This is a genomic window from Geodermatophilus sp. SYSU D01119 (genome assembly GCF_054049975.1).
This window is the reverse complement of the sequence record NZ_JBJGYL010000013.1, coordinates 83700-109246: the sequence shown is the minus strand read 5'-3', so window position 1 is coordinate 109246 and position 25547 is coordinate 83700. Positions and strand designations below refer to the sequence as shown.

Sequence of the window (25547 nt, the reverse complement as noted above, 5' to 3'; positions counted from 1 at the left end):
CTCCGGAGCCGATGGGCGCCCGTGACGAGAACGGCGACGGAGGACCGCGATGACGAGGATCTACCTGAACGGGGCGTTCACCGGGCAGCGCGTCACGGGCCAGCAGCGGTACGCCACGGAGGTCTCCTCCCGGTTGGTCCGGCGCACCGGCGCCCGCCTCCTGGTCCCACCTCCGCCGGCGCTGGAACGGCCGGTGCTCGCCCACGCGTGGGCTCACACGGCCCTGCCGCTCCGGGCGGCCAGGGGGTCGCTGGTCTCCTTCACGTCCCGCAGCCCGATCCTGGCCAGGCGGCACGTGGTCGTGGTGCACGATCTGTTCGTACTCGAGCACCCCGAGTGGTACTCCGCCCGGTACGTCCGGACGCACGCACCCGTGCTCCGGTCCCAGTTGAGCTCCGCACATGCACTGGTGACCGTCAGCGAGCCCGTCGCCGAGCAGGTGCGACGTCTTCGTCCCGGCGTCCCCGTCGCCGTGGCCCCCAACGCCCCGAGTGACGTCTTCGCACGCCCGTCGTCCGACGACCTGCCGGCCGAGGTGCTCGCCCACCTCGAGCGGCCGGGCGTCGAGGGTTTCCTGCTCGCCGTCGGGAGCAGGGACCCCCGCAAGAACTTCGGCCGGCTCGCGGCCGCATACCGCGGACTCCCCGCCGCGATGCGGGAGGCCCATCCCCTGATGATCGCGGGCGGTGACTCACCGGTCTTCGCGGACGAGGCCCCGGAGGCCAGCGCCCACGTGCACCGGCTCGGTTATGTCAGTGATCCCGCACTGGCAGCGCTCTACGAGGCGGCGACCGCCGTGGTCATCCCGAGCCTCGACGAGGGGTTCGGGTTGCCGGTCGTCGAGACGCTGGCCGCGGGAGGCCGACCGCTCGTGTCCGACATCCCGGCATTCCGCTGGGTGGCGGGGGACTCGGTCAGCTACTTCGACCCGTTCGACGTCCCGGGGATGACGCGTGCGCTCCGCCTGGTCCTCGAGGGCGCCAGCGCGGTCACCGACCGTTCGGCGGTCCTCTCCCGGTTCACCTGGGACGGCTCCGCGCAGGCCTTCGCCGACCTCCTGGGCGACCTCGCGTGAGGAGGAGGTCCCGGGGGGCGCACAGGGCGGCCGATCCTCCGCCCCGACCCGACGTCGCTGCCGCCACGACCGGCACGGCGTCGATCCGTCACGGAGTCGGCCCGTCCCTCCTCGCGGTGGGTGTGGCTGAGACCGCTCTACTGCCGTGGATCCTGCAGCTGGGGACCTTCCAGGTGATCGTCTCCGTGCTCCAGATCGGCATCTGCGCCGCCGGCATCGCCCGCAGCGCCCACCCCGCGCCACGTCCCATCGCCCTGGTGACGTTCGTCTTCCTGTTCTCCTGGCTCGGGGTCGCTCCGATCTACCAGCTGTCCCACGGCACGGCCGCATGGGGCGACAGCGCGGTCCTCGACAGCCCGCTCGTCCCCGACGCGATGCTCATCAACCTGCTCGCGACGACGGTCCTCTTCGTCGGGCTGCTCCTGGGACCGGGCTCCCGACATCCTGCCGAGCCCGCGCCGACGGTCCGCCGGTCGCCCGTTCCCGGCAGGCCCCTGTGCCTGGCCTACCTCGGGTGCTGCATCGTTCTGGCTCCAGGGGCCATCGCCTCCGCGGGCGGGGTCGCCGGCCTGTTCAGCAGCCGCGCCGACCGCGCGGCCTCCCTCGAGGCGGCGGGCATCTCCGGCGCGCTCGCCGGTGGCGTGCAGGTGGCGCTCGTGAGCATCCTCCCGGGAGCGTTGGCCACGGCCGTCGCCTACCTGGCGCTGCTCCGGGTGATCCACCAGGTCAAGACCCGGAGCTGGGCACAGGTGGACGCCGTGGACGCCCTCGTCCTGGCCCTCGGCCTGACCCTGGTCGTGCTGTTCGCCAACCCCTTCGTCAACACCCGGGCCCTCAGCGCCGCGGCCCTGGGCTCCCTGGTCCTCGTCCTCACGCGCCCGCGGTCGCGCCGGTCGGGACTCGTGCTGGCCGCGGCCTTGCTGACGGCGACGCTCGTCGCCTATCCCGCGGCGAACGCGTTCCGGGGGGAGGACGTCACCTATGCGACCGGCTTCGACGCCTTCGCCGGCCAGGACTTCGACGGCTTCCAGCAGTCGGTCAATGCCGTTGCATTCGTGCGGGACGTCGGTCACTCCTGGGGCAACTACACGGTGTCCGGCGTCCTCTACGTCGTCCCCCGATCCGTGTGGGAGGACAAGGCGACGCCGGCCTCGATCGACGTCGCAGCACACAGGGGCTACGCGTTCACCAACCTCTCGCTGCCCTTCCACACCGAGCTCTACGTCGACTTCGGCGTCCTCGGCATGTGCGTGATCCTCTTCGGCATCGCCGCTGCGGCGCGGCGGTGTGACCTGGCCTGGACCCGGGCGCCCGATTCCGGGCTGGCGCTCCTCGTGCCGTACGCCAGCCTCGCGGTCCTGAGCATCATCCGGGGACCCATCGGATCGAACGCCCCGGTCTACCTCACCAACCTCGTGCTGATCGGCCTGGGACTGTGGTGGGCCCGCGAGAGACGGCGCGACACCACCGGACCCGTCCCGTCGACGTCCGGCCGGGTCGCGCGGTACCCGGTCGGCCGGACCGCACCGATCCGCTAGCGCGGGCCCGGTTCCACCGCGCCGCCGAGAGCTCCCTCCGGAGTCCCGGGCTGTCCGGCCGCCGGCAGCCGCCGGAGCCACAGCGCGGCGGAGACGATGCCGACGGTGGCACCGCACGCCGTGGCCACCGCGGCCCCGGCCAGCGAACCGGTGCCCGCCGCCGACCACGCGCCCGCGGCCACTCCGCTCAGGCCCACGACCGCCCCGACCAGGGTGAGCCGGTAGGCCGGCACCGCACGACCCAGCGGCACCCAGACGACCAGCAGCACGCTGCGGTACACGTAGCTCGCCGCGATCAGCACCGCCGCCACGCCTGCCTGAGCCCCGGACAACTCGACCGTGCCGGCGAAGAGCAAGGACAGGACGAGGGGCAGCAGGAGCCAGGTGCCGACGAGGAGCAGGAGACCGAGGACGAGGACGGAGCCGAGCACGATGCGCAGCCGGCGGGCCGTCCCGTCCCCTCCGGTACTACCGGTTCCTCCTGTCCAGGAGACGAGCCCGAAGTTCAGGCTGGTCAGCACGTTGGCGGCCATGACGTTGACCTGCTGCACCGGCCCGAACACCCCGAAGGCCGGAAAGGACACCAGGGCCACCAGGAGACCGGCCAGGTAGTTGTAGGCGGCGTCTCCACCCCGGGCGACGGCGGCGAAGACCTCATCCCGCCACGGCGACCGCGGGAGGACGACCGCTGGGTCGCCGGCCGGGAGCAGGCGGTGCGCGACGACCAGCGACGCCAGCCCACCGGCGACCAGGCACACGGGATAGGCCCACAGCGGCGCCACCAGGAGCACGAGTAGCCCGACGACCTGCGCCACCAGCCGGGTCACGCCCTCACACAGCACCGCGTTGCGCGGCTGGCTGACGCCGACGAAGAACCACGTGGGCGTGAGCGCGTTCATCGCGATGGCCACCGCGCTCAGGACGGCGGTCGTCCGCTCCTGCGGCGTCACCAGCACCGCGACGGCGACCATGGCCGGGGTCAGCGCGAGGAGCGCCAGGACGCGCTGGCGGAGGCTCGAGGAATAGAGCGCCCGCCGCTCCCGGGGTTCCCGGGTCGCCACGCGATGAGGGCCCTCGAAGGGCCACGAGAGCGAGGCGACCACCGACACCGCTGCACCGATCGACTGCCCGAGGAGGAGGCTGCTCCAGCCGGCCGCGCCGAAGCGGGAGCTGATGAGCGGGAGCACCAGCAGACTCGAGACGAGGGAGAAGAGCGGCAGCATCGAGAACGACACGAGGTGACGGAGGAACCGCCCGCCCGCCCGTCGCCGTGGCTCGTCGATCCTCACCTGCCGGCCCCTCCTCCCGTCCGGGTCAGCGCATCGTCACAGGACGGCGGGTGCCGCGCCGGTCCGGCGTCCCTCCAGCGCGGACACGACGTCCTCGGCGTAGGAACGCCACGACCGGATGTCGCCGGTCGCACCGGACCGCAACCCGGACGAGATGCGGTCGCGGTCCTCCGGGGTCAGGACCGGGACGGCCTCCAGCGCCGACCGGAGGCTCGGGACGTCCCCAGCCGGCAGGACGACGTGCTCCGGTGGGAGCAGTTCGGCTGCCCCATTGGCGTCCGTCGTCAGGACGCGCAGGCCGCTCGCGGCCGCTTCCGCCACGACCAGTGAGCAGGCGTCGTCGACCGTCGGCAGGACCATGGCGTCGTGGTCCTTGTAGGCGTCCGCGAGCTGCGCGGGTGACAGGACACCTCGCAGCGTCACGTTGTCGGGGAGGTGCGCGACGGTCGAGCGGTCGAAGACCTGACCGGCCAGCGTCACGTCCAGGTCGAGGCCACGGACGGCGTCGAGGAGGAGGGGCACGCCCTTCCGGAGCGAGATCTGGCCGACGAAGATGACCCGGGGCCGCCGGCTCTCCGGGCTCGGGGACGCGGGCGCCGGCGTGAAGCGCTCGAGGTCGACTCCGTAGGGGATCCGGAGGACGCGGTCGGCCGGCACCCCGTACCGGACCATCTGGTCGGCGACGAGCCGCGACGGGGCGAGGACCAGGTCGGACATCCCGAGTTCCCGCTCGATGCGGGCCGCGAGGAGGGGTGGGTGGGCCTCACTCCAGGCCCGGCCACCGTATGCGGCAACCAGGGCACGGTTCCTCGCCCGGGGGTGCGTGTCGATGGCGTGGAAGACGCGCAGGGGCCGGGCGTGTTCCCGGAAGATCCGCTCCGAGGAGCCCGGCATGCCGATCAGGACGTCGATCCCGTCGGAGTCCAGGTGCCGGCTCGCGCGGAGGTCGAACTCCGCCTTCCACGCGTAGTGACCCAGGAATGGGGTCACGGGCGTCTTCGTCCGACCGCCGGCGATCCGGATGACCTCCGTGAGGCGACTGACCGCCAGGTCCTCCGGCAGCGCAGAATTCCGGAGCCTGGCCTCTTTGCGTGCGCGGAAGCCCTCGAGCGCCTCGGACCTCGTCACGGCGGACAGGGTCCGGGCGACGTCAGCGGTCAGCGACCAGTTCGGCACGAGCCGCTGGGCGAGGAGGCCATGCTGCGACGCGTACTGCGAGATCGACCAGATCGCGTTCTCGTTGAAGGCACAAGCGACGGCGATCCTCATCACCGCACCCGCTGGAGGGGGCCCGACCTGTGTTGCGTCTCCGCCTGCCCGCTACGGAGTGCTCCGCCGGCCGAGTCCCCTCGGCTCGTACGTCCGTCCATGCCGCCTCACTCCTCCGTCTCGTCGGTGATCAGGCCCAGTTGCGCCAGCGCTCCCAGCAGCCCGGCGAGTGCCTCGTTCCCGCCACGGACCCCCCGCACGGACGGGCGTCCGGATGGTCCGGCGTCCCCGAAGCCCAGCGGACCCACCACCCTGTTCGCCGCGGCGGCAGTCCCCCCGCCGGTGGTGTTGCCCCAGCTGCTCGAGTCCAGCGGGAGGTTCTTGACCGCCTGGTCGGCGTGGTCGGCGAAATGGCAACCGATCACCCGGAGGCCGCGAGGGGGCGACTGCTCGTCGCAGTCGATGCCCTGGACCCCTCCCTGGGTCGTACAGCCCAGCAACGCCACCCCATCGACGCCGGACAGGTGGAAGGCGTAGGCGCCGGGCCGGACGGAGCGGCAACCGAGCATCTGGACGTCGGCAGCGGAGTCGCCGGTCACCTCGAAACCGTGCACGTCCGCGTCCTGCGACGAACAGCCGACGAGAGTCAGCCGGCGGGAGCCGACGACGGTCCACGCGGAGTTCCCGTTGCCCGGTCGGGGCCCGCTCGCGGAACAGTCGGTGAACGACAGACCGGTGCACCGTTCGACGAGGAAGGCGTGCGCGTCCGCTCCGACGACCCGGACACCCCGGAAGTCGGAGTCGACGACGTCGGCGACGCGACAGGCGTCGCCGAGGGTCCCGCGCGCGTCCACCAGCACGTCGGCTACCAGGACCTCCCGGACACGCCCGCCTCGGGACTCGTCGGCGATGAGGACCGGGTTGCCGGACGAGCCGCCGCCGGGCGCAGAGCCGACCAGACCGGTCAGCACCACGCCGCTGATGCCGTGGACCTCGTCCGGAGCGACCGTCACGCGGACCATGTGCGCTCGACGCGAGCGGAGGACGCAGTTGCTGACGACGACCTGGCCGACCGGGCGCGTCTGCCCGAAGTCCTGGGCGATCGCGAGGGCGTCGTCACCGCTCTCGATGGTGCAGTTGGACACGACGACGCCCGTGCATCCCGAGATGTGGAGGCCGTCCTCCCCGAGCTCCGTGCCCCCTTGGACGCGGACCTCCGACACGTGGACGTCGCGGCAACTCTCGAAGGTCATCATCCAGTCGACGAAGTCCGAGGCGCCCTTGCGCACCACCAGTCCGCGGACATCGACGTCGCGACAGCCGACGAAGCCGAGGAGGCGGCCGGTCGAGTCCTCGCCGCCCTCGATGTACCCGCCGTGGATCGTGATCCGGCGGTTGCCTCCCCGGAGGTCGGCGTTGCGCACCGTGGCCCCGGCAGCCGCGCCCTCGCGGTTGCCGTACCGACGGAGGACGGCCGCCCCGAGGTCGAGCCAGGTGTCGTCCGGGAGCAGCAGCCGCGACACGAGGAAGGTCCCGCTGCCGAACCGCACCATGCGCCCGCGTCCAGCGTCGATCGCCCGCTGCAGTGCCGCGGTGTCGTCGCTGCGCCCGTCGCCTCGGGCACCGTGGTCCCGGACGTCGACCTCAGCCATCGCGCCGGCGGGTCCGCCGGACCGCTCGCCGCTCGCCGCGGTCCCGGCGAGCGCCAACGCCCCGGCAGCCGCAGCGCCGCCCGCGACCGCGACGACGTCCCGGCGACTGATCCCCCGGGCGGGGCGCGGGGGGTCACCCATCCGGTTCTGCCGACGCCCAAGGCAGGTACATCGGTCGCGGCCCGGAACAGCCGGACGGGAACGTCCGAGGGCCGCGCAGATGCTCTGCGGCGCGACTGCCGGACCAGGCCCCGGCGAGCTCGACGACGCGGTGCGGGTTCATCCGCCGGACGAACCGCGGGCGGTTCCCCTCGAGCGAGAACGACGACCACCAGGCGGAGACGGCGCCCGTGATCGTGAGCGGCCTGGTCGCCCCGAGGGCGGTCAGGGCCTGGGCCTCCCCCGCGACGCGGCGGTGGAGGGTCCGCAGCCCCTGCTGGCGCCGGTGTACCGAGGGCACGGCCAGCGCGGGTGAGTAGGCGATCGTGCGGCCCGAGGCGAGGACTCGCCAGGACCACTCCTTGTCCTCGCACGCCGGCAGGTCGATCCGGAAGGGGAACTCCCGCCAGACATCCGCCCGCCACGACGACGCGTGGTTGGAGAACCCCCACAGGGGGCTCCGGCAGACGTCGTCGACGGTCTGGTGGTACGTGGTCGCGATGGGGAGGCCCGCCGGCGTCCTCGACGCCTGGTTGGTCGCCGCGACGCGCGCGTCCTCGTCATAGAGCGCGAGGCTGCGCTCCACCCAGTCCGTGCGGTCGGGCACGCAGTGCGCGGAGAGGGCGAAGTGCACGTCTCCACTCGCCGCCTCGGCGCCGACGTTGAGGGCACCTCCGAAGGAGAAGTCGGCCGGCTCCAGGTGGAGGACCTGGTCGGCCCACTGACGTGCGATGTCCACCGTCCCGTCAGTGGAGCCGGAGTCGACGACCAGGATCTCCGGCACCACTGTCTGCGCTCGCAGCGCCCGCAGCGTCGAGCCGATCGTGTCGGCCTTGTCCTTGGCACGGACGATGACCGTCGCTCCGGACACGGAGCGGCGCGGTGCGTGGTCTCCTAGCATGTCCGCGCACCGCTCATGACGGCGTGCAACGCGTGCAGTCGATGGCACTGCCCCCCGATGTGACTAGGACGGATGATGCCTGGCCTGCGCACGCGCGTCATCCGCGGGGTGGGATGGACCGCCGTCCAGCGGTGGGTGGTCCGCGGGACGACGTTCGTCACCTTCGTCGCGTTGAGCAGGCTGCTGACGCCGGAGGACATCGGCGTGGTCGCGCTGGCACTCGCCATCACGACCGCCTTCACCGTCTTCGTCGATCTCGGCATGTCCGACTTCCTCGTGCGGTCCGACGACTCCGAGGAGGCGCGCACGACGAGCACCGTCTTCTGGCTCCAGATGGGGCTCGCGACGTGCATCGCGGTTCCGCTGGCCGTCTTCGCCGGTCCGCTGTCAGCGGCCGTCGGCTCCCCCGGGCTCGCGCCGGTCCTCCGGGTGCTCTGTTTCCTCCTCCCCCTCTACGCGGCGGCTGCCGTGCCCGCGGCGCTCCTGCACCGTCATCTGTCCTTCGCTGCGCTTGCAGCCCGCGACATCGCGGCGGCGGTCGCGGGTGGGGTCGTGGGCGTGGGCTCGGCGCTGCTGGGTGCAGGCGTCTGGTCCCTGGTGGCCCAGTCCTACGTGCACGCGACCGTCTCCCTCGTGACGGTGCTCGCGAGGACACGCTGGCGCCCGCGGTTCGCCGTCTCCTCCGAGGTGACCGGCAGGGTGCTGCGCTTCGGCGCACCGCTCGTCGGGGTCCAGGTGATGCAGACCCTGCGCGACCGGGCGGACGCGTTCGTCATCGGTGGCGTGGCCGGCGCCGAGGCCCTGGGCCTCTGGACCGTCGCAGCCCGTCTCCTCAGCGTGGTGGCCGAGGTCTCGACGTCCGTCATGGACACCGTCGCCCTCCCGGTCTTCTCGCGGGTCCGGGACGACGCGGAGCGTTTCCGGACCGCACATGCGACCGCCGTGGCCTACTCCATGGCGCTGCTGACGCCGGCGCTCCTCGTCCTGCTGGTCACCAGTCCCGTCCTGGTCCCCTTCTTCTTCGGCGCCCAGTGGACCAGCGCCGTGCCCCTCGCCCAGGTCCTGTGCCTGGCCTACGCGGTGTCCGGTCTGGCCTACCTCAACCGGCCGACCCTGGTCGCGCGCGGCAAGGTGGGTCTGGAGTTCGCGCTCACCGGAGGCGGGGCACTGCTCCACGTGGTGGTGGTCTCCGTCGCCGTGTCCGGGGGACTCACGGTGGTGGCGTGGGCCGCGGTCGGAGAGGCGGTCATCGCCACCGCGGCGGGCGCTCTCGTCCTCCGGTGGTCGCTGGGGCTGCGCCCTCCCGTCCCACTCCGGGCGTTCGGCACACTCGCCGCCGGAGCCGCGGGGGGAGCCGCCGGCCTGGGCGTCCACCTGGCCGATCTCGGACGGTGGACTGGCCTGGCCCTCTCCACCACCGCCGCCGTTGCGGCTTTCGCGGTCGTCATGTGGGTGACGAACGCGGCCCTCGTGCGGGAACTGTCCGCCGACGCGCGGAGGCTGCTGCCCACGAGGACGTGAGCGCATTCCCCGCGCGTCAGTCGAGGAGGCGGCGAGCCAGGGAGTCGACGCCCTGCCCCAGGCGCCTCGACACCCGCCTGCCGAGCGAGGCAGGACCTGCCCCTGTGGGGAAGACACGCAGGAGCGGCTCCTGCAGCTCGTGCACCTCGAAGCCGAGCGCCCGCTCCTCCTCGATCGTCGCGACGAGCCGCCGCCGCACTGCCTCGGCATCCCCCCACGTGGCGTAGAGCTTCGTGTCGCTGACGACGATCGGGTGCAGATCCGCGGTCGCGACCTGCTCCCAGATGGCGGCCGCGGTCCCAGGCGCGTGCGCCGTCCGGTAGTCGTCGAAGGCCACCACGCCCTCCGCCTGAAGGTACGAGCGCGCCGCCAGCGCATCCGCCCGCACGTGCCGGTAGTGGTGTGAACCGTCGACGTGTGTGAACCGGACGGCCCCCGGGCGGACGTGGTGTGTCACCTCCGTGGACAGGCCCTGGACGATGACCGGGAGCTCACGGTGGAACCTCAGGTAGTTGGACTCGAAGGCCTGACGCGTGAGGTCTCCGTAAGAGGACGCGTTCTCCTCGGCGTTGTCCGCGTCCTCCGCCGGCGATCCGTACAGGTCGACAACGGTGAACGTCTCGTCGTCACGGAGGTGCGCGCCGATGACGACGGCGCTCTTGCCCAGGTAGGTGCCGATCTCGACGAGGTCCCCCGTCACGCCCCGCGTCGACTGGTCGTGCAGCAACCAGTCGAAGAGGAAGACGTCGATCGGCTGGAACCAGCCGGGGATCGTGTCGAGCGACTCGCTCACCTCCGCGACCCCCGGTGTCCGCCAAGGAAGAGCAGCCCCCGCGCGCATGGTCGGGCACTCTAGCGGCGCGGCATCCCCCGTCGTGGTGGCGCGGGCAGGAGGGGAGGTCGGGCGCGGGCATCTCCGCCTAGGGTGGGATCGCGCTGGTCACCGTGCCCGTTCCCCGGCCGAGGGCCTCCGCCGGCGGGGACATCGGGGACGACGGGGGTCGGATGGCAGGGCGACGGAACGCGACCTCGCGCGCCCGGGACACCGCCGTCCGGCTGGACTCCCTGACGGGACTGCGGGCCTTCGCCGCCTTCGCCGTCTTCCTGCGGCACGTGCAGGGCCTCTACAACGAGACCCCCGCCGAGACGTTCCTGGAGCGCCTCGGCGTCCAGGGGTTCACCGGGGTCTCGTTCTTCTTCGTTCTCAGCGGATTCGTCCTCACGTGGTCGCACAGGGACGGCGACTCCCCTCGCGCCTTCTACCGCCGCCGCTTCGCCCGGATCGCCCCCGCGTACTGGCTGGCCCTCGTGGTGGCCACCGCCCTGACCGTCGTCGTGGAGTCCGAGCGAGGGTGGCGGCCGGTCCTCGAGGCGGCCCCCTCGGTCCTCGCCGTGCAGGCATGGGTGCCGGAACCCCGCATCTACTTCGGCGGGAACGGCCCCGGTTGGTCCATCTCGTGCGAGGTGTTCTTCTACGCCCTGTTCCCTCTCCTGATCTCCGTGCGCCGGCGGTGGCTCCGCCGGCCACTCGCCACGACGGCCGTCCTGGTCGTCGCCGCGTCGGCCTGGCCGCTCCTCCTCCACGCTCCGGACTCGCCCTCGGTGGCCAGCTGGGCCACGCTCCACCTCCCTCTGGTCCGTCTCGCCGAGTTCGCCCTCGGCATCGCCCTGGCCGAGGCGATCCAGCGGGGGTGGCGGCCGAGAGCACCGTGGTCCCTCGCCGTGTGTGTGTCCGTGGGCGGCTACCTCGCCGCCGGCTGGCTGCCCACCTACGCGGCCCCGCTCCTGACGGTGGGCCCCTTCGCCCTCCTCATCGCCAGTGCGGCCGCCCGTGACCTCGAGGGGGCGGGCACCGTGGCGTCCCGGCCCTCGATGCGCCGACTCGGCGAGTGGTCCTTCGCCTTCTACCTCGTCCACGAGCCCGTGCTCCGCGTCCTCATCCCGGTCATCCGAAGGATCGGCGACGGTCTCACCCTCGTCACCGCGGCTGGCGCCCTCGCCCTCGCCCTCGCCGTCGGGCTCGCGGCACTGCTGTACCGCTGGATCGAGGCGCCGCTGGAACGGCGTCTCCGCCGGGCCGCGCCGAGGCCGGAGATGACGGCGGCTGCGCACGGGGGGACCGATCCCGATCACCCGGCCGCGACGACTCCTCCCACGGCCTGACGGCGCACCCGTAATCGGCATCGCCGCGACCGCCGTCAACCGGCGTGGGAGCGGGTCCACCGCCACCACATGACGCCGGCGGCAACGAGCGCCAGCACGACCACACCCTCGACAGCCAAGCCGACGGGCGAGGTCACCCACTCCGGCAGGCCGCCCACCGAGGCGCCCACCGCCACCTGCAGCGCGGAGCCCGGCACGACGCCGAGCCCCGTCGCCGCGGTGTACGGCGCCACTCGCATCGCGGTCAGGCCGGCCGCGTAACTGATCGGCATGAACGGGACCGGCGAGATCCGCACCAGCAGCATCGGGCCGAACCCGTGTCCGACCAGCCGCCGGTCCACCTCCGCCAGCCGGCGCCCGGCCAGCTTCGTCACCGCGTCGCGGCCCAGCCACCGGGCGAGCCCGAAGGCACCGAGGCCGCCGAGCACGGCGCCCACGACCGCCACGACGAAGCCACCCCAGAAGCCCAGGACGACGCCGACCAACAGCGACAGCGCCGTCCGTGGCACCGGCGCCAGGAGCGCGATCCCCACCCCGAGCGTCAGGAGCACCAGCCCGGTGACCCCGGAGCGGTCCACCCAGCCGCGGACCGTGGCGACGTCGGGCAGGTCCACGGTGAGCGCCACGACGCCGGCCGCCGCGAGGAGGGCGACGAGCACGCCGGCCCGCACCCACGTCCCCTGCACGGTCCCATCGTCGCCCACGTGCGCGAGGCAGACTGGGGCAACCGTCCGCCCGCGCCCGGAGGAGAGCGATGCGCACGCCCGCTCGGACCCGCCCGGCCGTCGCCTGCGCGCTGCTCGTCCTCGCCCTGACGTCCTGCTCCGGCTCGGGGGACGCGCAGCAGGAGCCGGAGGCCACGAGGACGACGACGAGCAGCAGCGCTCCCGCCACGACGAGCGCCGAGCCCTCCCCGCCGCCCGCCGACCCGGTGGAGGAGCGGGTCGACGCCGCCCTGGCCGAGCTCGACCGCCGCGCCCAGGTGGCCCAGCTGTTCGTCGTCGGCGTGCGGCTCGAGGACCTCTCCCCCGGCGACGCCCTCGCCGCCGACGGCGTGGGCGGCCTCTTCCTCGCCGGGCGCTCGCAGGCGCCGGCCGAGGAGATCGCCGCCGTCACCGGCCGGTGGGTCGATTCCGCGCCCGGCCCGCGTCCCTGGATCGCCGCCGACCAGGAGGGCGGCGCTGTGCAGAGCCTGCAGGGGCCCGGCTTCGAGCGGCTGCCCGCCGCCGTCGACCAGGGGCAGCTGCCCGGGGAAGGGCTTGCCGCTCTCGCCGACGGCCTCGGTGCCGACCTGGCGTCGGCCGGCATCACGCTCGACCTCGCTCCGGTCGCCGACGTCGTCCCCGCCGGCACGGAGGCCGGCAACGATCCGATCGGCGCCTTCGGGCGGCAGTACGGCAGCACCCCGGCCGACGTCGTCCCCGACGTGCAGGCCGTCGTCGACGGGCTGGCCGCCCACGGCGTGACCGCGACCATCAAGCACTTCCCCGGCCTCGGGCTGGTCGACGAGAACACCGACGAGGTCCCCGGCGTCACCGACGACGTCACCACCGCCTCCAGCGAGCAGGTGGCCGCGTTCGGCGAACTGGCCCGCTCCGACGCCGACCCGTTCGTCATGGTGTCCTCGGCGATCTACCCGCGGCTGGACCCCGCCGCGCCGGCCACCTTCTCCCGGCAGGTCATCACCACGCTGCTCCGAGGGTTCCTGCGCTTCGACGGGGTGGTGATCAGCGACGACGTCGGCGCGGCCGCCGCGTTCCAGGACGTGCCGCCCGGCGACCGCGCGGTCCGGTTCCTCGAGGCGGGCGGCACGCTCGTGCTCACCGTCGACCCGGCGGTCTACCCCGAGATGCTCGACGCCGTCGTGGCCCGCGCCGAGGCCGACCCGGCGTTCGGCGAGGTCGTCGACGCCGCCGTCCGCACCGCGCTCACCGCGAAAGCGGAGTCCGGTCTCCTCGCCTGAGCCGGCCCGTCACACGCGGTGCGCGAGAACGCCGTCGACGACGTCCTGGAGCCGGCGGTGGAAGGTCTCGGGCTCCCACTGCCGCCCGTGGTCTCGGATCCGGTCGGCGTCCCAGTCCCGGTCGGTGAACTCCCGGATGCAGGCGCGCAGGGTCTCGATCGAGGTCGCATCCAGCCACAGGCCTGTCAGCCCCTCGACGCAGGTCTCCAGGTAGCCGCCCTCCTGCGTCGCGGCGACCGGGGTGCCGAACCCGAATGCCTCGACGGGCGTCAGACCGAAGTCCTCGATCGAGCAGGCCAGGAGTCCGCAGCTGTTCGCGTAGAGCCATCGGAGCTGGGCGTCCGAGAGTCCGACGAGCTGGTGGACGTTGGCCGGCCACCGGGGGTCCGGCTTGCTGCCGACGGTGACCAGGTGCAGGTCGGGCATGCCGGCCACGGCCTCCGCGAGGAGATCCGTGCGCTTGTATCCCCGCGCCCTGCCCACCGTGAGGAGGAAGCGGTCCGGTAGACCCGGGATCTCCTCCTGGGGTCCCTCCGGTTGGAGCCCTCGCGGCGGGTGGAGCACCTCGGCCTCGATGCCGTAAGCGTCGCGAATGCGGTTGGCCACGTTGCGCGAGTTCGCGAGGTAGTACGCCGCTTGCTGCGCCGCCGCCCGGTCGAGGAACCTCAGGTAGGGCCGCATGGCGCGGATGAGCACGCGCTGCGGCAGCCCGAGTCCGGTCCGGTAGTCGCTCCACTGGTGGACCCACCGCGGGGGGTTGTGGCAGTAGACGATCTTCGGAGCCCTCGTGCCGATCTTGTGCGCGAAACCCGACGTCGACACGAGGACCGCATCGGCGTAGACGCTGCGTCGCCGGAAGACGTCGGCGAGCACGGGCAGCGCCAGGCGGGGGTCGCGCTTCAAGAACGGCCCTCGCTGCAGCCAGAAGGTGTCCACCTCGAGCTCGCCGAATTCGGGATAGGTGCGCTCCGGCGCGTAGACCGACGTGAGGACGGCACTCCCGGGGAATGCCCGTGCCATCTCGAGGACGACTCGTTCCGCGCCGCCGCGCTGGGTGAGGTAGTCGTGCACGATGACCAACTTCATGGACAGGCCCCCCGTCGGCTCGTGAAGTGGACGTCCACCATCCACTCATCCGGGCCGGTCAGCGAATCGGAGCCGGGCTCGTGGGCGGCCGCATCGAGGGGTCAGGCCGGGGGCCGGTCCCCTCGCCGGTCCGGGCGGGCCAGCACGAGCAGCATGAGCATCGCGACCAGCCAGCCGGCGCCGATGAACAGGTCGCCCAGGTGCAGCCCGTGGCTCCACGACAGCCGGACCAGCACCGGCCCGTCGTTGATGTAGTTGCCGGTGACCAGCAGGAAGGCGAACCCGGACAGGACCGCCCCCGCGACGGCGGCACACGTCCAGCGGAGCATCCGCGCCACGGTAGTCGCGGAGAGCGCCTCGTGTCGGAACCGCGGCGCAGCGGTACCCGCGAGAGTGGCACGCTGGCTGCCGGACGGCCGATCCCGGACGGCCGGACGACGGGACGGGGGCGCGCGTGACGGGTGAGCAGCACGGGCGGCCGCCCCGGCCGGTGACCGCCGCCGCCGTCCTCGCGGTCGCGCAGGCCGTCGTGCTCCTGCTCCTCGTCCTCGTGGTCGTCCTCGATGTCGTGGGCCTCGGGCGCGGGGCCGACGTCGGCGTCCCCGCGCTGTTCGCCATCGGCGCCTGCTCGCTCGCCGGCCTCGACCTGCTCGCCGCCGCGCTGCTCCACCGCGGCGGCGGCCGCGTCCTGCTGCTGGTCACCGCCGCGGTCGAGGCCGGCCTGTCCGGCCTGCTGCTCGTGGTCGCCGGCGCGCGCCTGGCCACCAGCGGCACCCGCACCGGGTCGGCGGCCGACCTGCTCGTGCTGACCGCCCTGGTCGTCCTGCTCGCCCTGCCCGTCGCCCGGCTCGTGCTCGTCACCCGGGCCGAGGTGCGCGCCTGGGCGCGGCCGGGCCGGCACCCCGCCGTCCCCGTCAGGACCGTCGCCGGGCTGCTCGGGCCGGTCGCCGCCCTCGCCGCGACGGCGACCGTCGTCCTCGCCGTCGTCGGCACCGACTCCGTCTTCACCGACGACCTCGGTGGCACCTACTCCGGCAGCGGCGAGCCGGTGGCCCCGCCCGCACCCGGCGGGCCCGACTACGACGCGCGATTCGCCGACGCGGCCGGCGACTGCCACGACGGCGAGATGGGCGCCTGCGACGACCTCTACGCGCAGACCCCGGTCGGCGACCCCTACGAGACCTACGGCTCCACCTGCGGCGGCCGCCTCGAGGACGAGACGTACGGCGGCTGCGTCCGGGTGTTCGGGCCCACCGACTGACCCGGTCTCATCCTCGGGGGTGGGACGGCGGGTGGTCGGCTGTCGGGCCGGGTACCGGGGGCCGTTCTGACCGTCATGACCATCGCGCACCACCCGATCGCCCTCAACACGTTCGCCCCGCTGGGAGGCGGCCTGCCCGCCCTCGAGCTCGGCTCCGCCGGGCTCCTCCCCGGCCCGGCCGGCGTCCGCGCCGAGCTCGAGCGCCGCGTCACCCGCCCGGCGCACCGCCCGGCCCTGGTCGTCCTCGGCCTGCTCCGCCGAGACGACACCCGGCCGACGTCGGCGGGCGTACTCGACGCGACGACGGCGCTCGTCGCCCGCACGCTGCGGGGCGACGACTGGCTCGGCCGCTCCGGCCCCGCGGAGTTCGCCGTCCTGCTCGACGGCTCGGCCGACGACGCCGACGCGGTGGCCGCCCGCCTGACCGCCGGTGTCGCGGATCTCGGGTTCACCGGCCTGGGCGCGGGCGCCGGCGTCGCGGTGCTCGAGGACGGCGTCGCCGCCTCCGAGGTGCTGCGCCGCGCCACGCTCAGCCTGACCACGGCGCGCTCGGCCGGCGCCGGCACCGTCGTCCGCTACCGCGGCGTGCGGTGAGCCCGGGCGACGGCGGTCCGCACCGGCGCGGACCCGCCCGGCCGGCGCGTCAGCGGGCTCCGTCGACCTCCTCGTCCGACGGCCCGCCCAGGTCGTCGTCGGTCGCCTCGTGCCGGTCGGCGATCCGGATGGCCGCGCCGAGCACCAGCGCCGCCACGACGGCGACCGCCACCCAGATGACGAGCACCCACGCCCACCACGGCACTGCTCCCCCAGTCGGACCCAGCCCCCGTGGTGACGCCTCGACACGATTACACTACGTGTGGTGAGCGATTCTCCCGCTCGACACCAGGGTCCCCTCCGTCGCGGCCGCCGTCATCCGGCGCGCCGCTCCTCGGCGGGCGGGTCCTCCTCGCGGAGCCGGTCGACCGGCGTCCGCCCCTGTTCGGCGGCGCGCAGCGCCGCCCCGAGCACGAGGCCCACGGCGGTCGCCACCGAGAACCAGACGACGAGCAGCCACACCCACCACGGCACCGTTCCCCCCTGCCGGAAGGCACTCCCCCTGGTCACCCTCCGGTAATCCGACACTACCGAGAGTCATGGGGGTCTCGCATGTCGAGGCCGGACCGCTGTGACCTCCGCCTGGGAAGATTGCGCGCAACCGGACACCTCCGGTAGACACGGTGGCCGACCTCCCTCCAGAACCCGGGGCGAGGTCCGGCGACCCCGGGACCCCGGGGCCGGGAGAGGCGCCGTGGACGACGCAGGACGGACCGGACCGGTCGAGACCGGCACGGGACCGGCACAGCCGCACCCAGCCCAGCAGCACGTCGACGAGATCGCCGCGGCGCTGCGCAACGAGCTGGCGATGGACGCCGCGGGCATCGGCACCTGGGACTGGGACCCGGTCGCCGGCACCCTCGACTGGGACGACCGCCTCGTCGAGCTCTTCGGCTACGCCGACACCGGCTTCGACCGGACCCTGGACAGCTTCGCCGCACGCATCCACCCCGAGGACCGCGACGGCGTCCTCGCCGCGCTGCGGCGCGCCCTCGACACCCACGACGACTTCGCCTCCGTCTACCGCATCGTGCTGCCCGGCGGCGACCTCCGCTGGATCTCCGCGCGCGGCCGCACGCTCACCGACACGGAGGGCCGGGCCACCCGGCTGCTGGGCGCCGCCTCCGACGTCACCGAGCAACGCGGCACCGAGCTCGCGGTGGCCCGCGTCCTCGAGGCCATGCCGGCCGGCTTCTACTCCCTCACCCCCGACTGGCGCTTCGCCCACCTCAACGCGGAGGGCGAGCGGCTGCTCGGCGTCAGCCGGGAGCAGCTCGTCGGAGCCGTCATCTGGGAGGCCTTCCCGGCCGCGGTGGGCTCGGTCTTCGAGGCGAGCTACCGGCGCGCGGTCGAGACCGGCGAGCCGCTCTCCTTCGACGCCTACTACCCCCCGCCGCTCGACGGCTGGTACGAGGTCCGCGCCTGGCCGACACACGACGGCCTGTCGGTGTACTTCCTCGAGGTCACCGAGCGGCTGCGCGTCCAGGAGCAGCTGCGCCGCTCCGGCGAGCGGGTGGCCACCGTCGCCCGGGTGAGCACCGAGCTGGCCGACTCCCTCGACGCCGAGGTGGCCACCGGCCAGGTGCCGCGGCTGGTGGTCCCCGTGCTCGCCGACGCCTGCATCGTCAGCGTGCTCGACCAGCACGGCCGGGCCCAGGGCGTGAGCTCCTGGCACGCCGACCCCGCCGCCCGCGACCTCCTCGAGGACTACGCGGCCGCCCGGGCCGCCGCGCTCGCCACCATCCCCGCGGTCACCCGCACCCTGACCACCGGCGAGGTCCTGCAGCTGACCGGCGAGCAGGCGCTGGCCACCACCCCCGCCGGCCGGCCCCGCGAGCTCCTCACGGCCCTCGCGCCCAGCGCCGCGGTGGCCCTCCCCCTGCGCGGCCGCGGGCACACGCTCGGCCTGCTCTCCCTGCTCTACACCGACGGGCGCACGCCGACGGCCGAGGAGGTCGCCACGCTGCGCGACGTCGCCGACCGGGTCGGGATGGCGCTGGACAACGCCCGCCTCTACGGCACCCAGCGGCGCCTCGCGCTGGAGCTGCAGCACTCGATGCTCACCGCGCCCCCGGAGCCCGACCACGCCGAGGTCGTCGTCCGGTACCACCCCGCCGCCGAGGCCGCGGCGGTCGGCGGCGACTGGTACGACGCCTTCCTCACCCCCGAGGGGGCGACGACGCTGGTCATCGGCGACGTCGCCGGCCACGACACCGCCGCGGCCGCCACCATGGGCCAGCTGCGCAGCCTGCTGCGCGGGGTCGCGCTCGGCACCGGCGGCGGCCCGGCCGCCGTCCTGGGCGACCTCGACCGCGCCATGGACCTGCTGCGGCTGGGCACCCTCGTCACCGCGGCCGTCGCCCGCCTGGAGCAGACGCCGGAGGAGGTCGCGCGCGGCGTCACCCGGCTGCGCTGGGCCAACGCCGGCCACCCGCCGCCGATGGTGCTGCACGCCGACGGCCGGGTGAGCGTGCTGGCAGCCGAGCGCGCCGACCTGCTGCTCGGCGTCGACCCCGGCCGGGAACGGCGCGAACACGTCGTCGAGCTCCGCCGCGGCGACACGGTGCTGCTGTACACCGACGGGCTCGTCGAGCGCCGCGACGGCGACCTCGACTCGGGCACCGCCCGGCTCGTCGAGACGCTGACCGCGCTCGCCGGCCGGCCGCTGCAGGAGCTGTGCGACCTGCTGGTCGAGCACATGGTCGACGACCACCCCGACGACGACGTCGCCCTCGTCGCCGTGCGCCTGCACCCGCAGGACCGCCCGCGCCCGGCCGCCGCCGGACCGGTCGACGTGCCCACCGCCGTCCCGCCGGACCCGGCCGCACCCGCCGGAGCCCGCCGGGACCCGCCGGAGCCCGCTGCCTAGGGTCGGGCGGGTGATCGTCGTGACCGCCGCGGGCGGGGCCACCGGGACCGCCGTCGTCCGGGCGCTGCGGGAGCGCGGCGAGCAGGTGCGCGCCGTGGTGTCCTCCGCGCGGCCCCGGCCGGAGCTCGAGGCGCTCGGCGCGGAGGTCGTGGCCGCCGATCTCACCGGCGACCCGTCCGCCGCGCTCGCCGGCGCCGACGCGCTGTACCTGATCTGGCCGAACTTCGACCCGGCCGAGACCGAGGGCGCCCCCGCGGTGCTGCGCGCGGCGGCCCGGGCGGGCGCGCGGCGGCTGGTCTACCACTCGGTGCTGCGCCCGCAGGCCCGGTCGATGCCGCACCACGCCGCCAAGGACCGGGTGGAGGAGGCACTCGACGCCGTCGTCGCCGGCACCGGCGCCCGCTGGCGGGTGCTGCAGCCGTGCGCCTACGCGGACAACCTCGACGACGCGGTCGCCGCGGCCGCGCGCTCAGGTGAGCTGCGCAGCGCCTGGGGCCTGGAGCGCGCGCAGTCGCTGGTCGACCTGCGCGACGTCGCCGAGGCCGCCGCCGTGCTGCTCACCGAGGACGGCCTGGACAGCGGCACCTTCGAGGCGGCCGGGCCCGAGGAGCTCACCGCGCCCGACCTGGCCCGGCTGGCGGGCGCGCACCTCGGCCGCGAGGTGACCGCCGTCGACGCCGACCCGCCGGCCGACGACGGCAGCTACGCCCGCCGCTGCCTGCGCGCGATGTTCGCCGAGTACCGCGCGCACGGCTTCACCGGCAGCCCGCGGGTGCTCACCGCCCTGCTGGGCCGCCCGCCGCGCACCTTCGCCGACCACCTGAGGGGCCGTTAGCGCTACGAGGGCCCACCCAGGCCGTCAGCGGGTGATGGTCGAGGCGTGCCCGTCGAGCGCGGCCGCCTCCTTGGCGGCGAGCCGCTCGCGCTGCGGCACCACGGTGTACTTCGGGTCCTTCGCGCTGACCAGCCCGGCCTCGAAGACGCCGAACCGGGTGAGCAGCGATCCCGCCGCGAGCAGCACCCCGGCCGCCACCGCGCCGGCGCGCCGGCGCCCGGCGACGACGGTCAGCGCGGCCCCGGCCGCGGTGCACGCCTTCGCCGCGCGCAGCAGCGTCCCGGGCCGGCCCTCGAGGTAGGGCTCGCTGACGATGCCGTGGTCGTGCTCCACCCGGTGCATGACCGCCAGCTCGATCGCCGCGCCGGCCACCGCCGTGCGCCGCGACGGCGACGCCTCGGCGACCGGCGTGAAGACCATCGTCACGCCGCCGCCGGCCGCCATGGCGGAGCCGCCGAACAGGTAGGGCAGCTGGTCGTGCGCCGCGTGCCACGAGGGCACCGCGGTGTTGGCCAGCAGCACGCCGGTGTAGGTGGCCAGCGGCCCGCCGAACAGCGCCGACACCACGCCGCCGAAGCGCTTGAGCCGCGGGAACCAGCCCAGCAGCTCCACGGCCGCCGTCGCCGCGGCCGCCCCGCTGAACGGCGCGAGGATGTAGGAACCCACCGACAGCGGCGAGGTCGGCTTGAACACCCGCAGCATGTGCAGGAACCGCTCGGGCCGGCCGAGGTCGTGGATGAGGAAGACCACCGAGGCGAGCGCCCCGCCGCCGGCGGTGTAGCGGCTGACCCGGGTCAGCGTCGGCCGGCCGGTGACGTCGGCGACCGCCGCGATGATCGACGACGAGCCGGCCATCCCGCCGAGGAACAGGTACAGCGGGACGTCGGGCGACTTCCACACCGGCGGCTTGATGATCGGCCGGCCGTAGTACGAGGTGAACGTGGCGTCGTCGACCATGGCGACCTCGCCGCCACCGCCGCGCCGCCCGCCCCTGCGCCGCCGCTTGCCGCGGGCCTCCGCGGCCGGGCCGTCGGCCCGCCGCCAGCCCGCGCCCGGCGCGGTCAGCCCCTCGGTCACGGCCGGCGTCCGATGAACGACGAGATCACGACACCGGCGATCATCGCCGCGCCGGCCGCCGCGGCCCGCCACATCGAGGGCAGGTCGCGGGTGGTGACCACCGGGTCCGGCGGCAGTCCGTAGACCTCCGGCTCGTCGAGCAGCAGGAAGAACGCCCCCGCGCCGCCGACGCCGTCGTCCTCGTCCCGGCCGTAGAGCCGCGCCGTCTCCACGCCCTGCGACTTCAGCGTGGCCAGCCGCGCGTCGGCGCGGGCCTGCAGCTCGTCGAGGTTGCCGAACTGGATCGACTGGGTCGGGCACGCGGTCGCGCAGGCCGGCTGCAGCCCGTCGGTGAGCCGGTCGTAGCACATCGTGCACTTGAAGACCCGGCCGTCGTCCTTGCGCTGGTCGATGACCCCGTAGGGGCACGAGGGCACGCAGTAGCCGCAGCCGTTGCAGATGTCGCCCTGGACGACGACGGTGCCGAACTCGGTGCGGAACAGCGCCCCGGTGGGACAGACGTCGAGGCAGCCGGCGTGCGTGCAGTGCTTGCAGACGTCGGAGCTCATCAGCCACCGGATCTGCTTGTCGGTGCCGCTCTGCCCGGTCTGCGGGTCGAACTCCGACAGCGCCTCGGCGTTGAGCACGCTCGACTGCTGGGCGTTCGCCAGGCTGTCGTCGTTCTGCCCCTCGGCCACCGACGGGCCGCTGCCCCGCCGGTCGTCGCCCGGGCGGCCGAAGGTCGGCATCGGCAGGTCGACGGTGCGCGCCTGCTCGATGAACGCCACGTGCCGCCAGGAGTTGGCCCCCAGCTGGCCGGTGTTGTCGTAGGACATCCCGGACAGGCCGATGACGTCGCGCACGCCGTGCGAGTCGTCCATCGGCAGGGTGTTCCACTCCTTGCACGCCACCTCGCAGGCCTTGCAGCCGATGCACACCGAGGTGTCGGTGAAGAAGCCCACCCGCGCCGGGTGGTCGCTGTCGTAGCCGGACTGCCCGGTCACGTCCGGGACCGGCCCGAAGAGCCGGTTCTCGGGGTCGTTGCCGGTGAAGGCCGCGCTCGCCGAGCTGATCGTCGTCACTGCTGCGACCCCTCCCCCGCCTCGGCGGCCACCGGGTCGCGCCCGTTGACGCCGACCCGGCCGGACTCCACCCCGGCGCGGCGCCGGTAGCCCTCCACGAAGTCGATCAGCTCGGGGCCGCGCGGGCGCCGTCCCGGGACGATGTCGGCGGTGCTGACCTTGTCCTCCTGGATGTGGGTGTTCGGGTCGAGCACGATCCCGAGCAGGTCGTTGGCCGAGTCACCGGTGGAGATGCCGCTGTAGGACCAGTGGTAGGGCATCCCGATCTGGTGCACCACCTGGCCGGTGCGCAGCCGGATCGGCCGCATCCGCTCGGTGACCAGCACCTTCGCCTCGATCGCCGTCCGGGTGCTCACCAGCGTGGCGTACTCGCCGTTGACCAGGCCGCGCAGCGCGGCGAGCTCCGGGCTGACCTCGACGAAGAACTCCGGCTGGAGCTCCGAGAGGTAGGGCAGCGTGCGGCTCATCCCGCCGGCCGTGTGGTGCTCGGTGAGCCGGTAGGTGGTCACCTGGAACGGGAAGACCGGGCTGAGCGAGGGGTTCTCCCGGTTCCACGGGCCGTTGATGTGCTCGATCGTCGGGTTCGCCTGTTGCTCGTACAGGGCGTTCTCGACGACGGACTCCGCCGGCTCGTAGTGCGTCGGCAGCGGCCCGTCGACGACGCCCGCGGGCGCGTACAGCCAGGCCTTCCCGTCCCCCTGCATGATGAACGGGTCGGAACCGCCGATCGCGTCCTGCGCCCTCGCACCGTCCGGCGGCACGTAGTCCGGCCGCTTGGTCGCCTCGAAGTCCGGGTTGTCGACGCCGGTCCAGCGGCCGGCCTCCTCGTCCCACCACACGTACTTCTTGCGCTCGCTCCACGGCTTCCCGTCGGGGTCGGCCGAGGCGCGGTTGTAGAGGACCCGCCGGTTGTACGGCCAGGCCCAGCCCCACTCGGAGGCGACCTGGCCCTGCTCGCGGCCGGGCTTGCGCCGCGCGGACTGGTTGACCTCGTCGGCGTAGACGCCGGAGTAGATCCAGCAGCCGCACGACGTCGACCCGTCGTCCTTGAGCTCCATGTACCCGGAGACGGCGCGCCCGTCGGGCCCGACGCCGTTGATCTCCCGCAGCACGTCCTCGGCGCTGGGCTCCTGGTCGGGCCCGTGCGTCGGGTAGTCCCAGGTGAGGTCGAGCAGCGGGCGGTCGCGCGGGTCGGTGGAGTCCGCGAGCCGCTCGCGCAGGATGCGACCGAGGTGGAAGTAGAACCACAGGTCGCTCTTGGCGTCGCCCGGCGGCTCGACGGCCTTGTGCCGCCACTGCAGCAGCCGCTGGGTCTGGGTGAAGGTCCCCTCCTTCTCCGCGTGCGACGCCGCGGGCACGAAGAACACCTCGGTGGCGATCGTCTCGGGGGCGAGCTCGCCGGTCTCGATCTCCGGCGACTCCTTCCAGAAGGTCGCCGACTCGATCAGCTGCAGGTCTCGGACGACCAGCCAGTCGAGGTTGGCCAGGCCGAAGCGGTTCATCCGGCCGTTGGGGTGGCCGACCGTGGGGTTCTCGCCGACCAGGAAGTAGCCGGAGATCTTCCCCTCGATCATGTCCTTGATCTGGCGGTAGGAGCTGTGGTCGCCGTCGATGCGCGGCATGTAGCCGAAGGCGTAGTCGTTCTCCGCCGTCGCGGCGTCGCCCCACCAGGCCTTGAGCAGGCTGACCATGTAGGCCCGCTTGTTGCCCCAGAAGCCGGCCTTGCCGGCGGCGTCGGCGCAGTAGTCGTCGAGCGACTCGTGCTGCATCGCGTGCGGCATCGGCAGGTAGCCGGGCAGCAGGTTGTACAGCGTCGGGACGTCGGTGGAGCCCTGGATGCTGGCGTGGCCGCGCAGCGCCAGGATGCCGCCGCCGGGACGCCCGATGTTGCCCAGCAGCGTCTGCAGGATCGAGCAGGTGCGGATGTACTGCGCGCCGACGCTGTGCTGCGTCCAGCCCACCGAGTACACCCACGCCGTCGTCCGGTCGCGGCCGCTGTTCTCGGTGACCCAGCGGGCCACCTGCAGGAACGCCTCCGGCTCGACGCCGCAGACCTCGGCCACCATCTCCGGGGTGTAGCGGGCGAAGTGCCGCTTGAGGATCTGGAAGACCGTCCGCGGGTGCTGCAGCGTCTCGTCGCGCTTGGGCTTGCTCGCGATCGGCGGGCCGCCGCTGCCGGCGGCCTGCGCCTTGTCGGTCTTGCGGATCTCCGGGTGGTCCTCGAGCTCGTCCTGCTCGGCGGCACCGGCCGGGTCGTCGGAGCCCGAGTGCGGCGGCTCCTCCGGCTCGTACTGCCAGCTGGACTCGTCGTAGGTGTTGTTCTCCGGGTCGAAGCCGGAGAACAGGCCGCCGAGGTCCTCGGCGTCGGCGAAGTCCTCGCTCACCAGCGCCGCGGCGTTGGTGTAGGCGACGACGTACTCCTTGAAGTACAGGTCGTTCTCGAGGACGTACCGGATCAGGCCGCCGAGGAAGGCGATGTCGGTGCCCATGCGCAGCGGCACGTGCAGGTCGGCGATCGCGCTGGTGCGGGTGAACCGCGGGTCGACGTGGATGATCTTCGCGCCGCGCGCCTTGGCCTCACTCACCCACTGGAAACCCACCGGGTGGCACTCGGCCATGTTGGAACCCTCGATGACGATGCAGTCGGAGTTCGCGAGGTCTTCCTGGGAGTTCGTGGCACCGCCACGACCGAACGAGGCACCCAGACCGGGCACCGTGGCGGAGTGCTATATGCGCGCCTGGTTCTCGATCTGTATGGCGCCCATGGCGCTGTACAGCTTCTTCATGAGGTAGTTCTCCTCGTTGTCGAGGGTCGCCCCTCCGAGGCTCGCCAACCCCATGGTGCGGTTCACGCGCTTGCCGTCGTTCTCGTCCTGCCAGCCCTTGCGCCGGGCCTCGAGGACGCGGTCGGCGATCATGTGCATCGCCGTGTCGAGGTCGAGGTCCTCCCACTCGGTGCCGTACGGCCGGCGGTAGCGGACCTTCGTGACCCGGGTCGGGCTGGTGACCAGCTGCTTGCTGGCGCTGCCCTTGGGGCACAGGCGGCCGCGGCTGATCGGCGAGTCGGGGTCGCCCTCGATCTGGACGATCTGCTCGTCCTTGACGTAGATCCGCTGCCCGCAGCCCACCGCGCAGTACGGGCACACGCTCTGCACGACGCGGTCGGCGGTGGCCGTGCGGCTCACCACGTTCTCCGTCGCCTTGCTGCGCGCCGCGGCGCCGCGTCCGAGGGGGTCGGGGCCGGTCAGCTGCCGGAACACCGGCCACGCGTCGAGCCAGGTCTTCACCCGGTGA

General features: G+C 73.7%; 21 protein-coding genes and 1 pseudogene. 9 read left to right on the top strand and 13 right to left on the bottom strand.

Features of this window, described 5'->3' with window-relative positions; genetic code table 11:
• Window positions 1-49 precede the first annotated feature (49 nt).
• Window positions 50-1075, top strand: coding sequence for a glycosyltransferase family 4 protein (locus ACI79X_RS12540; protein WP_457025731.1), 1026 nt, complete (start codon window positions 50-52; stop codon window positions 1073-1075).
• 122 nt (window positions 1076-1197) lie between these two features.
• Complete coding sequence (locus ACI79X_RS12535) at window positions 1198-2613, top strand: hypothetical protein (RefSeq protein WP_457025730.1); 1416 nt, start codon at window positions 1198-1200, stop codon at window positions 2611-2613.
• Here the strand turns inward: ACI79X_RS12535 and ACI79X_RS12530 are convergent.
• The 4 genes from ACI79X_RS12530 to ACI79X_RS12515 form a co-directional block, all read right to left on the bottom strand.
• A complete protein-coding gene (locus tag ACI79X_RS12530) occupies window positions 2610-3848 on the bottom strand; it encodes a hypothetical protein (protein WP_457025729.1) in 1239 nt (412 codons plus the stop codon). The two genes, ACI79X_RS12535 and ACI79X_RS12530, sit on opposite strands and share 4 nt — an antisense overlap.
• Before the next feature lie 90 nt (window positions 3849-3938).
• Window positions 3939-5171 (bottom strand): glycosyltransferase family 4 protein, encoded by a 1233-nt coding sequence (locus tag ACI79X_RS12525; protein ID WP_457025728.1) that lies wholly within the window; start codon window positions 5169-5171, stop codon window positions 3939-3941.
• A 107-nt stretch (window positions 5172-5278) separates the two neighbouring features.
• A complete protein-coding gene (locus ACI79X_RS12520; protein ID WP_457025727.1) occupies window positions 5279-6763 on the bottom strand; it encodes a glycosyl hydrolase family 28-related protein in 1485 nt (494 codons plus the stop codon).
• 133 nt (window positions 6764-6896) lie between these two features.
• On the bottom strand, window positions 6897-7793 hold the full coding sequence (locus ACI79X_RS12515; protein ID WP_457025726.1) for a glycosyltransferase family 2 protein: 897 nt from the start codon (window positions 7791-7793) through the stop codon (window positions 6897-6899).
• 105 nt (window positions 7794-7898) lie between these two features.
• Between ACI79X_RS12515 and ACI79X_RS12510 the strand changes: the two genes are divergently transcribed.
• Window positions 7899-9344 (top strand): lipopolysaccharide biosynthesis protein, encoded by a 1446-nt coding sequence (locus ACI79X_RS12510; protein ID WP_457025725.1) that lies wholly within the window; start codon window positions 7899-7901, stop codon window positions 9342-9344.
• A 16-nt stretch (window positions 9345-9360) separates the two neighbouring features.
• Here ACI79X_RS12510 and ACI79X_RS12505 read toward each other — a convergent pair whose 3' ends face one another.
• Entirely contained in the window at window positions 9361-10137 is a 777-nt protein-coding gene (locus ACI79X_RS12505) for a class I SAM-dependent methyltransferase (RefSeq protein ID WP_457025724.1), read from the bottom strand.
• Between the two features lie 212 nt (window positions 10138-10349).
• Here ACI79X_RS12505 and ACI79X_RS12500 point away from each other — a divergent pair, with 212 nt between their 5' ends.
• The gene (locus ACI79X_RS12500; RefSeq protein WP_457025723.1) at window positions 10350-11507 is read left to right on the top strand and encodes an acyltransferase family protein; all 1158 of its coding nucleotides are present in this window, start codon (window positions 10350-10352) and stop codon (window positions 11505-11507) included.
• A 35-nt stretch (window positions 11508-11542) separates the two neighbouring features.
• On the opposite strand, the gene ACI79X_RS12495 is transcribed toward ACI79X_RS12500, so the two are convergent.
• On the bottom strand, window positions 11543-12193 hold the full coding sequence (locus ACI79X_RS12495) for a TVP38/TMEM64 family protein (protein ID WP_457025722.1): 651 nt from the start codon (window positions 12191-12193) through the stop codon (window positions 11543-11545).
• Window positions 12194-12261: 68 nt separating this feature from the next.
• Between ACI79X_RS12495 and ACI79X_RS12490 the strand changes: the two genes are divergently transcribed.
• A complete protein-coding gene (locus ACI79X_RS12490) occupies window positions 12262-13470 on the top strand; it encodes a glycoside hydrolase family 3 N-terminal domain-containing protein (RefSeq protein WP_457025721.1) in 1209 nt (402 codons plus the stop codon).
• A gap of 9 nt (window positions 13471-13479) precedes the next feature.
• On the opposite strand, the gene ACI79X_RS12485 is transcribed toward ACI79X_RS12490, so the two are convergent.
• The gene (locus ACI79X_RS12485) at window positions 13480-14556 is read right to left on the bottom strand and encodes a glycosyltransferase (protein WP_457025720.1); all 1077 of its coding nucleotides are present in this window, start codon (window positions 14554-14556) and stop codon (window positions 13480-13482) included.
• 101 nt (window positions 14557-14657) lie between these two features.
• Window positions 14658-14885 (bottom strand): hypothetical protein, encoded by a 228-nt coding sequence (locus tag ACI79X_RS12480; protein ID WP_457025719.1) that lies wholly within the window; start codon window positions 14883-14885, stop codon window positions 14658-14660.
• Between the two features lie 125 nt (window positions 14886-15010).
• Between ACI79X_RS12480 and ACI79X_RS12475 the strand changes: the two genes are divergently transcribed.
• Window positions 15011-15817 (top strand): hypothetical protein, encoded by an 807-nt coding sequence (locus ACI79X_RS12475; RefSeq protein WP_457025718.1) that lies wholly within the window; start codon window positions 15011-15013, stop codon window positions 15815-15817.
• Window positions 15818-15892: 75 nt separating this feature from the next.
• Window positions 15893-16411 carry a hypothetical protein gene (locus ACI79X_RS12470; RefSeq protein WP_457025717.1) on the top strand — a complete coding sequence of 173 codons (519 nt, stop codon included), beginning with the start codon at window positions 15893-15895 and terminating at the stop codon, window positions 16409-16411.
• Window positions 16412-16460: 49 nt separating this feature from the next.
• Here ACI79X_RS12470 and ACI79X_RS12465 read toward each other — a convergent pair whose 3' ends face one another.
• On the bottom strand, window positions 16461-16616 hold the full coding sequence (locus ACI79X_RS12465; protein WP_457025716.1) for a hypothetical protein: 156 nt from the start codon (window positions 16614-16616) through the stop codon (window positions 16461-16463).
• A gap of 110 nt (window positions 16617-16726) precedes the next feature.
• Window positions 16727-16885: a hypothetical protein gene (locus ACI79X_RS12460; protein ID WP_457025715.1), complete on the bottom strand. Its 159-nt coding sequence runs from the start codon at window positions 16883-16885 to the stop codon at window positions 16727-16729.
• Window positions 16886-17105: 220 nt separating this feature from the next.
• Between ACI79X_RS12460 and ACI79X_RS12455 the strand changes: the two genes are divergently transcribed.
• Together ACI79X_RS12455 and ACI79X_RS12450 are read left to right on the top strand one after the other, a co-directional pair.
• Entirely contained in the window at window positions 17106-19280 is a 2175-nt protein-coding gene (locus tag ACI79X_RS12455) for a SpoIIE family protein phosphatase (RefSeq protein ID WP_457025714.1), read from the top strand.
• 10 nt (window positions 19281-19290) lie between these two features.
• Window positions 19291-20115 (top strand): SDR family oxidoreductase, encoded by an 825-nt coding sequence (locus ACI79X_RS12450; protein WP_457025713.1) that lies wholly within the window; start codon window positions 19291-19293, stop codon window positions 20113-20115.
• 24 nt (window positions 20116-20139) lie between these two features.
• On the opposite strand, the gene nrfD is transcribed toward ACI79X_RS12450, so the two are convergent.
• The 3 genes and pseudogenes from nrfD to fdh form a co-directional block, all read right to left on the bottom strand.
• Window positions 20140-21192, bottom strand: a complete 1053-nt coding sequence (nrfD, locus tag ACI79X_RS12445; protein ID WP_457025712.1) for an NrfD/PsrC family molybdoenzyme membrane anchor subunit — start codon at window positions 21190-21192, stop codon at window positions 20140-20142.
• The gene (locus tag ACI79X_RS12440) at window positions 21189-22253 is read right to left on the bottom strand and encodes a 4Fe-4S dicluster domain-containing protein (RefSeq protein WP_457025711.1); all 1065 of its coding nucleotides are present in this window, start codon (window positions 22251-22253) and stop codon (window positions 21189-21191) included. Before ACI79X_RS12440 ends, nrfD begins: the two co-directional genes overlap by 4 nt.
• A pseudogene (fdh, locus tag ACI79X_RS12435) lies at window positions 22250-25540 on the bottom strand (formate dehydrogenase). Before fdh ends, ACI79X_RS12440 begins: the two are co-directional and overlap by 4 nt.
• Between the last annotated feature and the right edge of the window lie 7 nt (window positions 25541-25547).

What these genes read in the sequence shown, in the direction of transcription:
- ACI79X_RS12485 (WP_457025720.1), bottom strand. Translation starts at nt 14,556, where the DNA reads ATGAAGTTGGTCATCGTGCACGACTACCTCACCCAGCGCGGCGGCGCG.
- ACI79X_RS12525 (WP_457025728.1), bottom strand. Translation starts at nt 5,171, where the DNA reads ATGAGGATCGCCGTCGCTTGTGCCTTCAACGAGAACGCGATCTGGTCG.
- ACI79X_RS12490 (WP_457025721.1), top strand. Translation starts at nt 12,262, where the DNA reads ATGCGCACGCCCGCTCGGACCCGCCCGGCCGTCGCCTGCGCGCTGCTC.
- ACI79X_RS12480 (WP_457025719.1), bottom strand. Translation starts at nt 14,885, where the DNA reads ATGCTCCGCTGGACGTGTGCCGCCGTCGCGGGGGCGGTCCTGTCCGGG.
- ACI79X_RS12500 (WP_457025723.1), top strand. Translation starts at nt 10,350, where the DNA reads ATGGCAGGGCGACGGAACGCGACCTCGCGCGCCCGGGACACCGCCGTC.
- ACI79X_RS12510 (WP_457025725.1), top strand. Translation starts at nt 7,899, where the DNA reads ATGCCTGGCCTGCGCACGCGCGTCATCCGCGGGGTGGGATGGACCGCC.
- ACI79X_RS12470 (WP_457025717.1), top strand. Translation starts at nt 15,893, where the DNA reads ATGACCATCGCGCACCACCCGATCGCCCTCAACACGTTCGCCCCGCTG.
- ACI79X_RS12540 (WP_457025731.1), top strand. Translation starts at nt 50, where the DNA reads ATGACGAGGATCTACCTGAACGGGGCGTTCACCGGGCAGCGCGTCACG.
- ACI79X_RS12520 (WP_457025727.1), bottom strand. Translation starts at nt 6,763, where the DNA reads ATGGCTGAGGTCGACGTCCGGGACCACGGTGCCCGAGGCGACGGGCGC.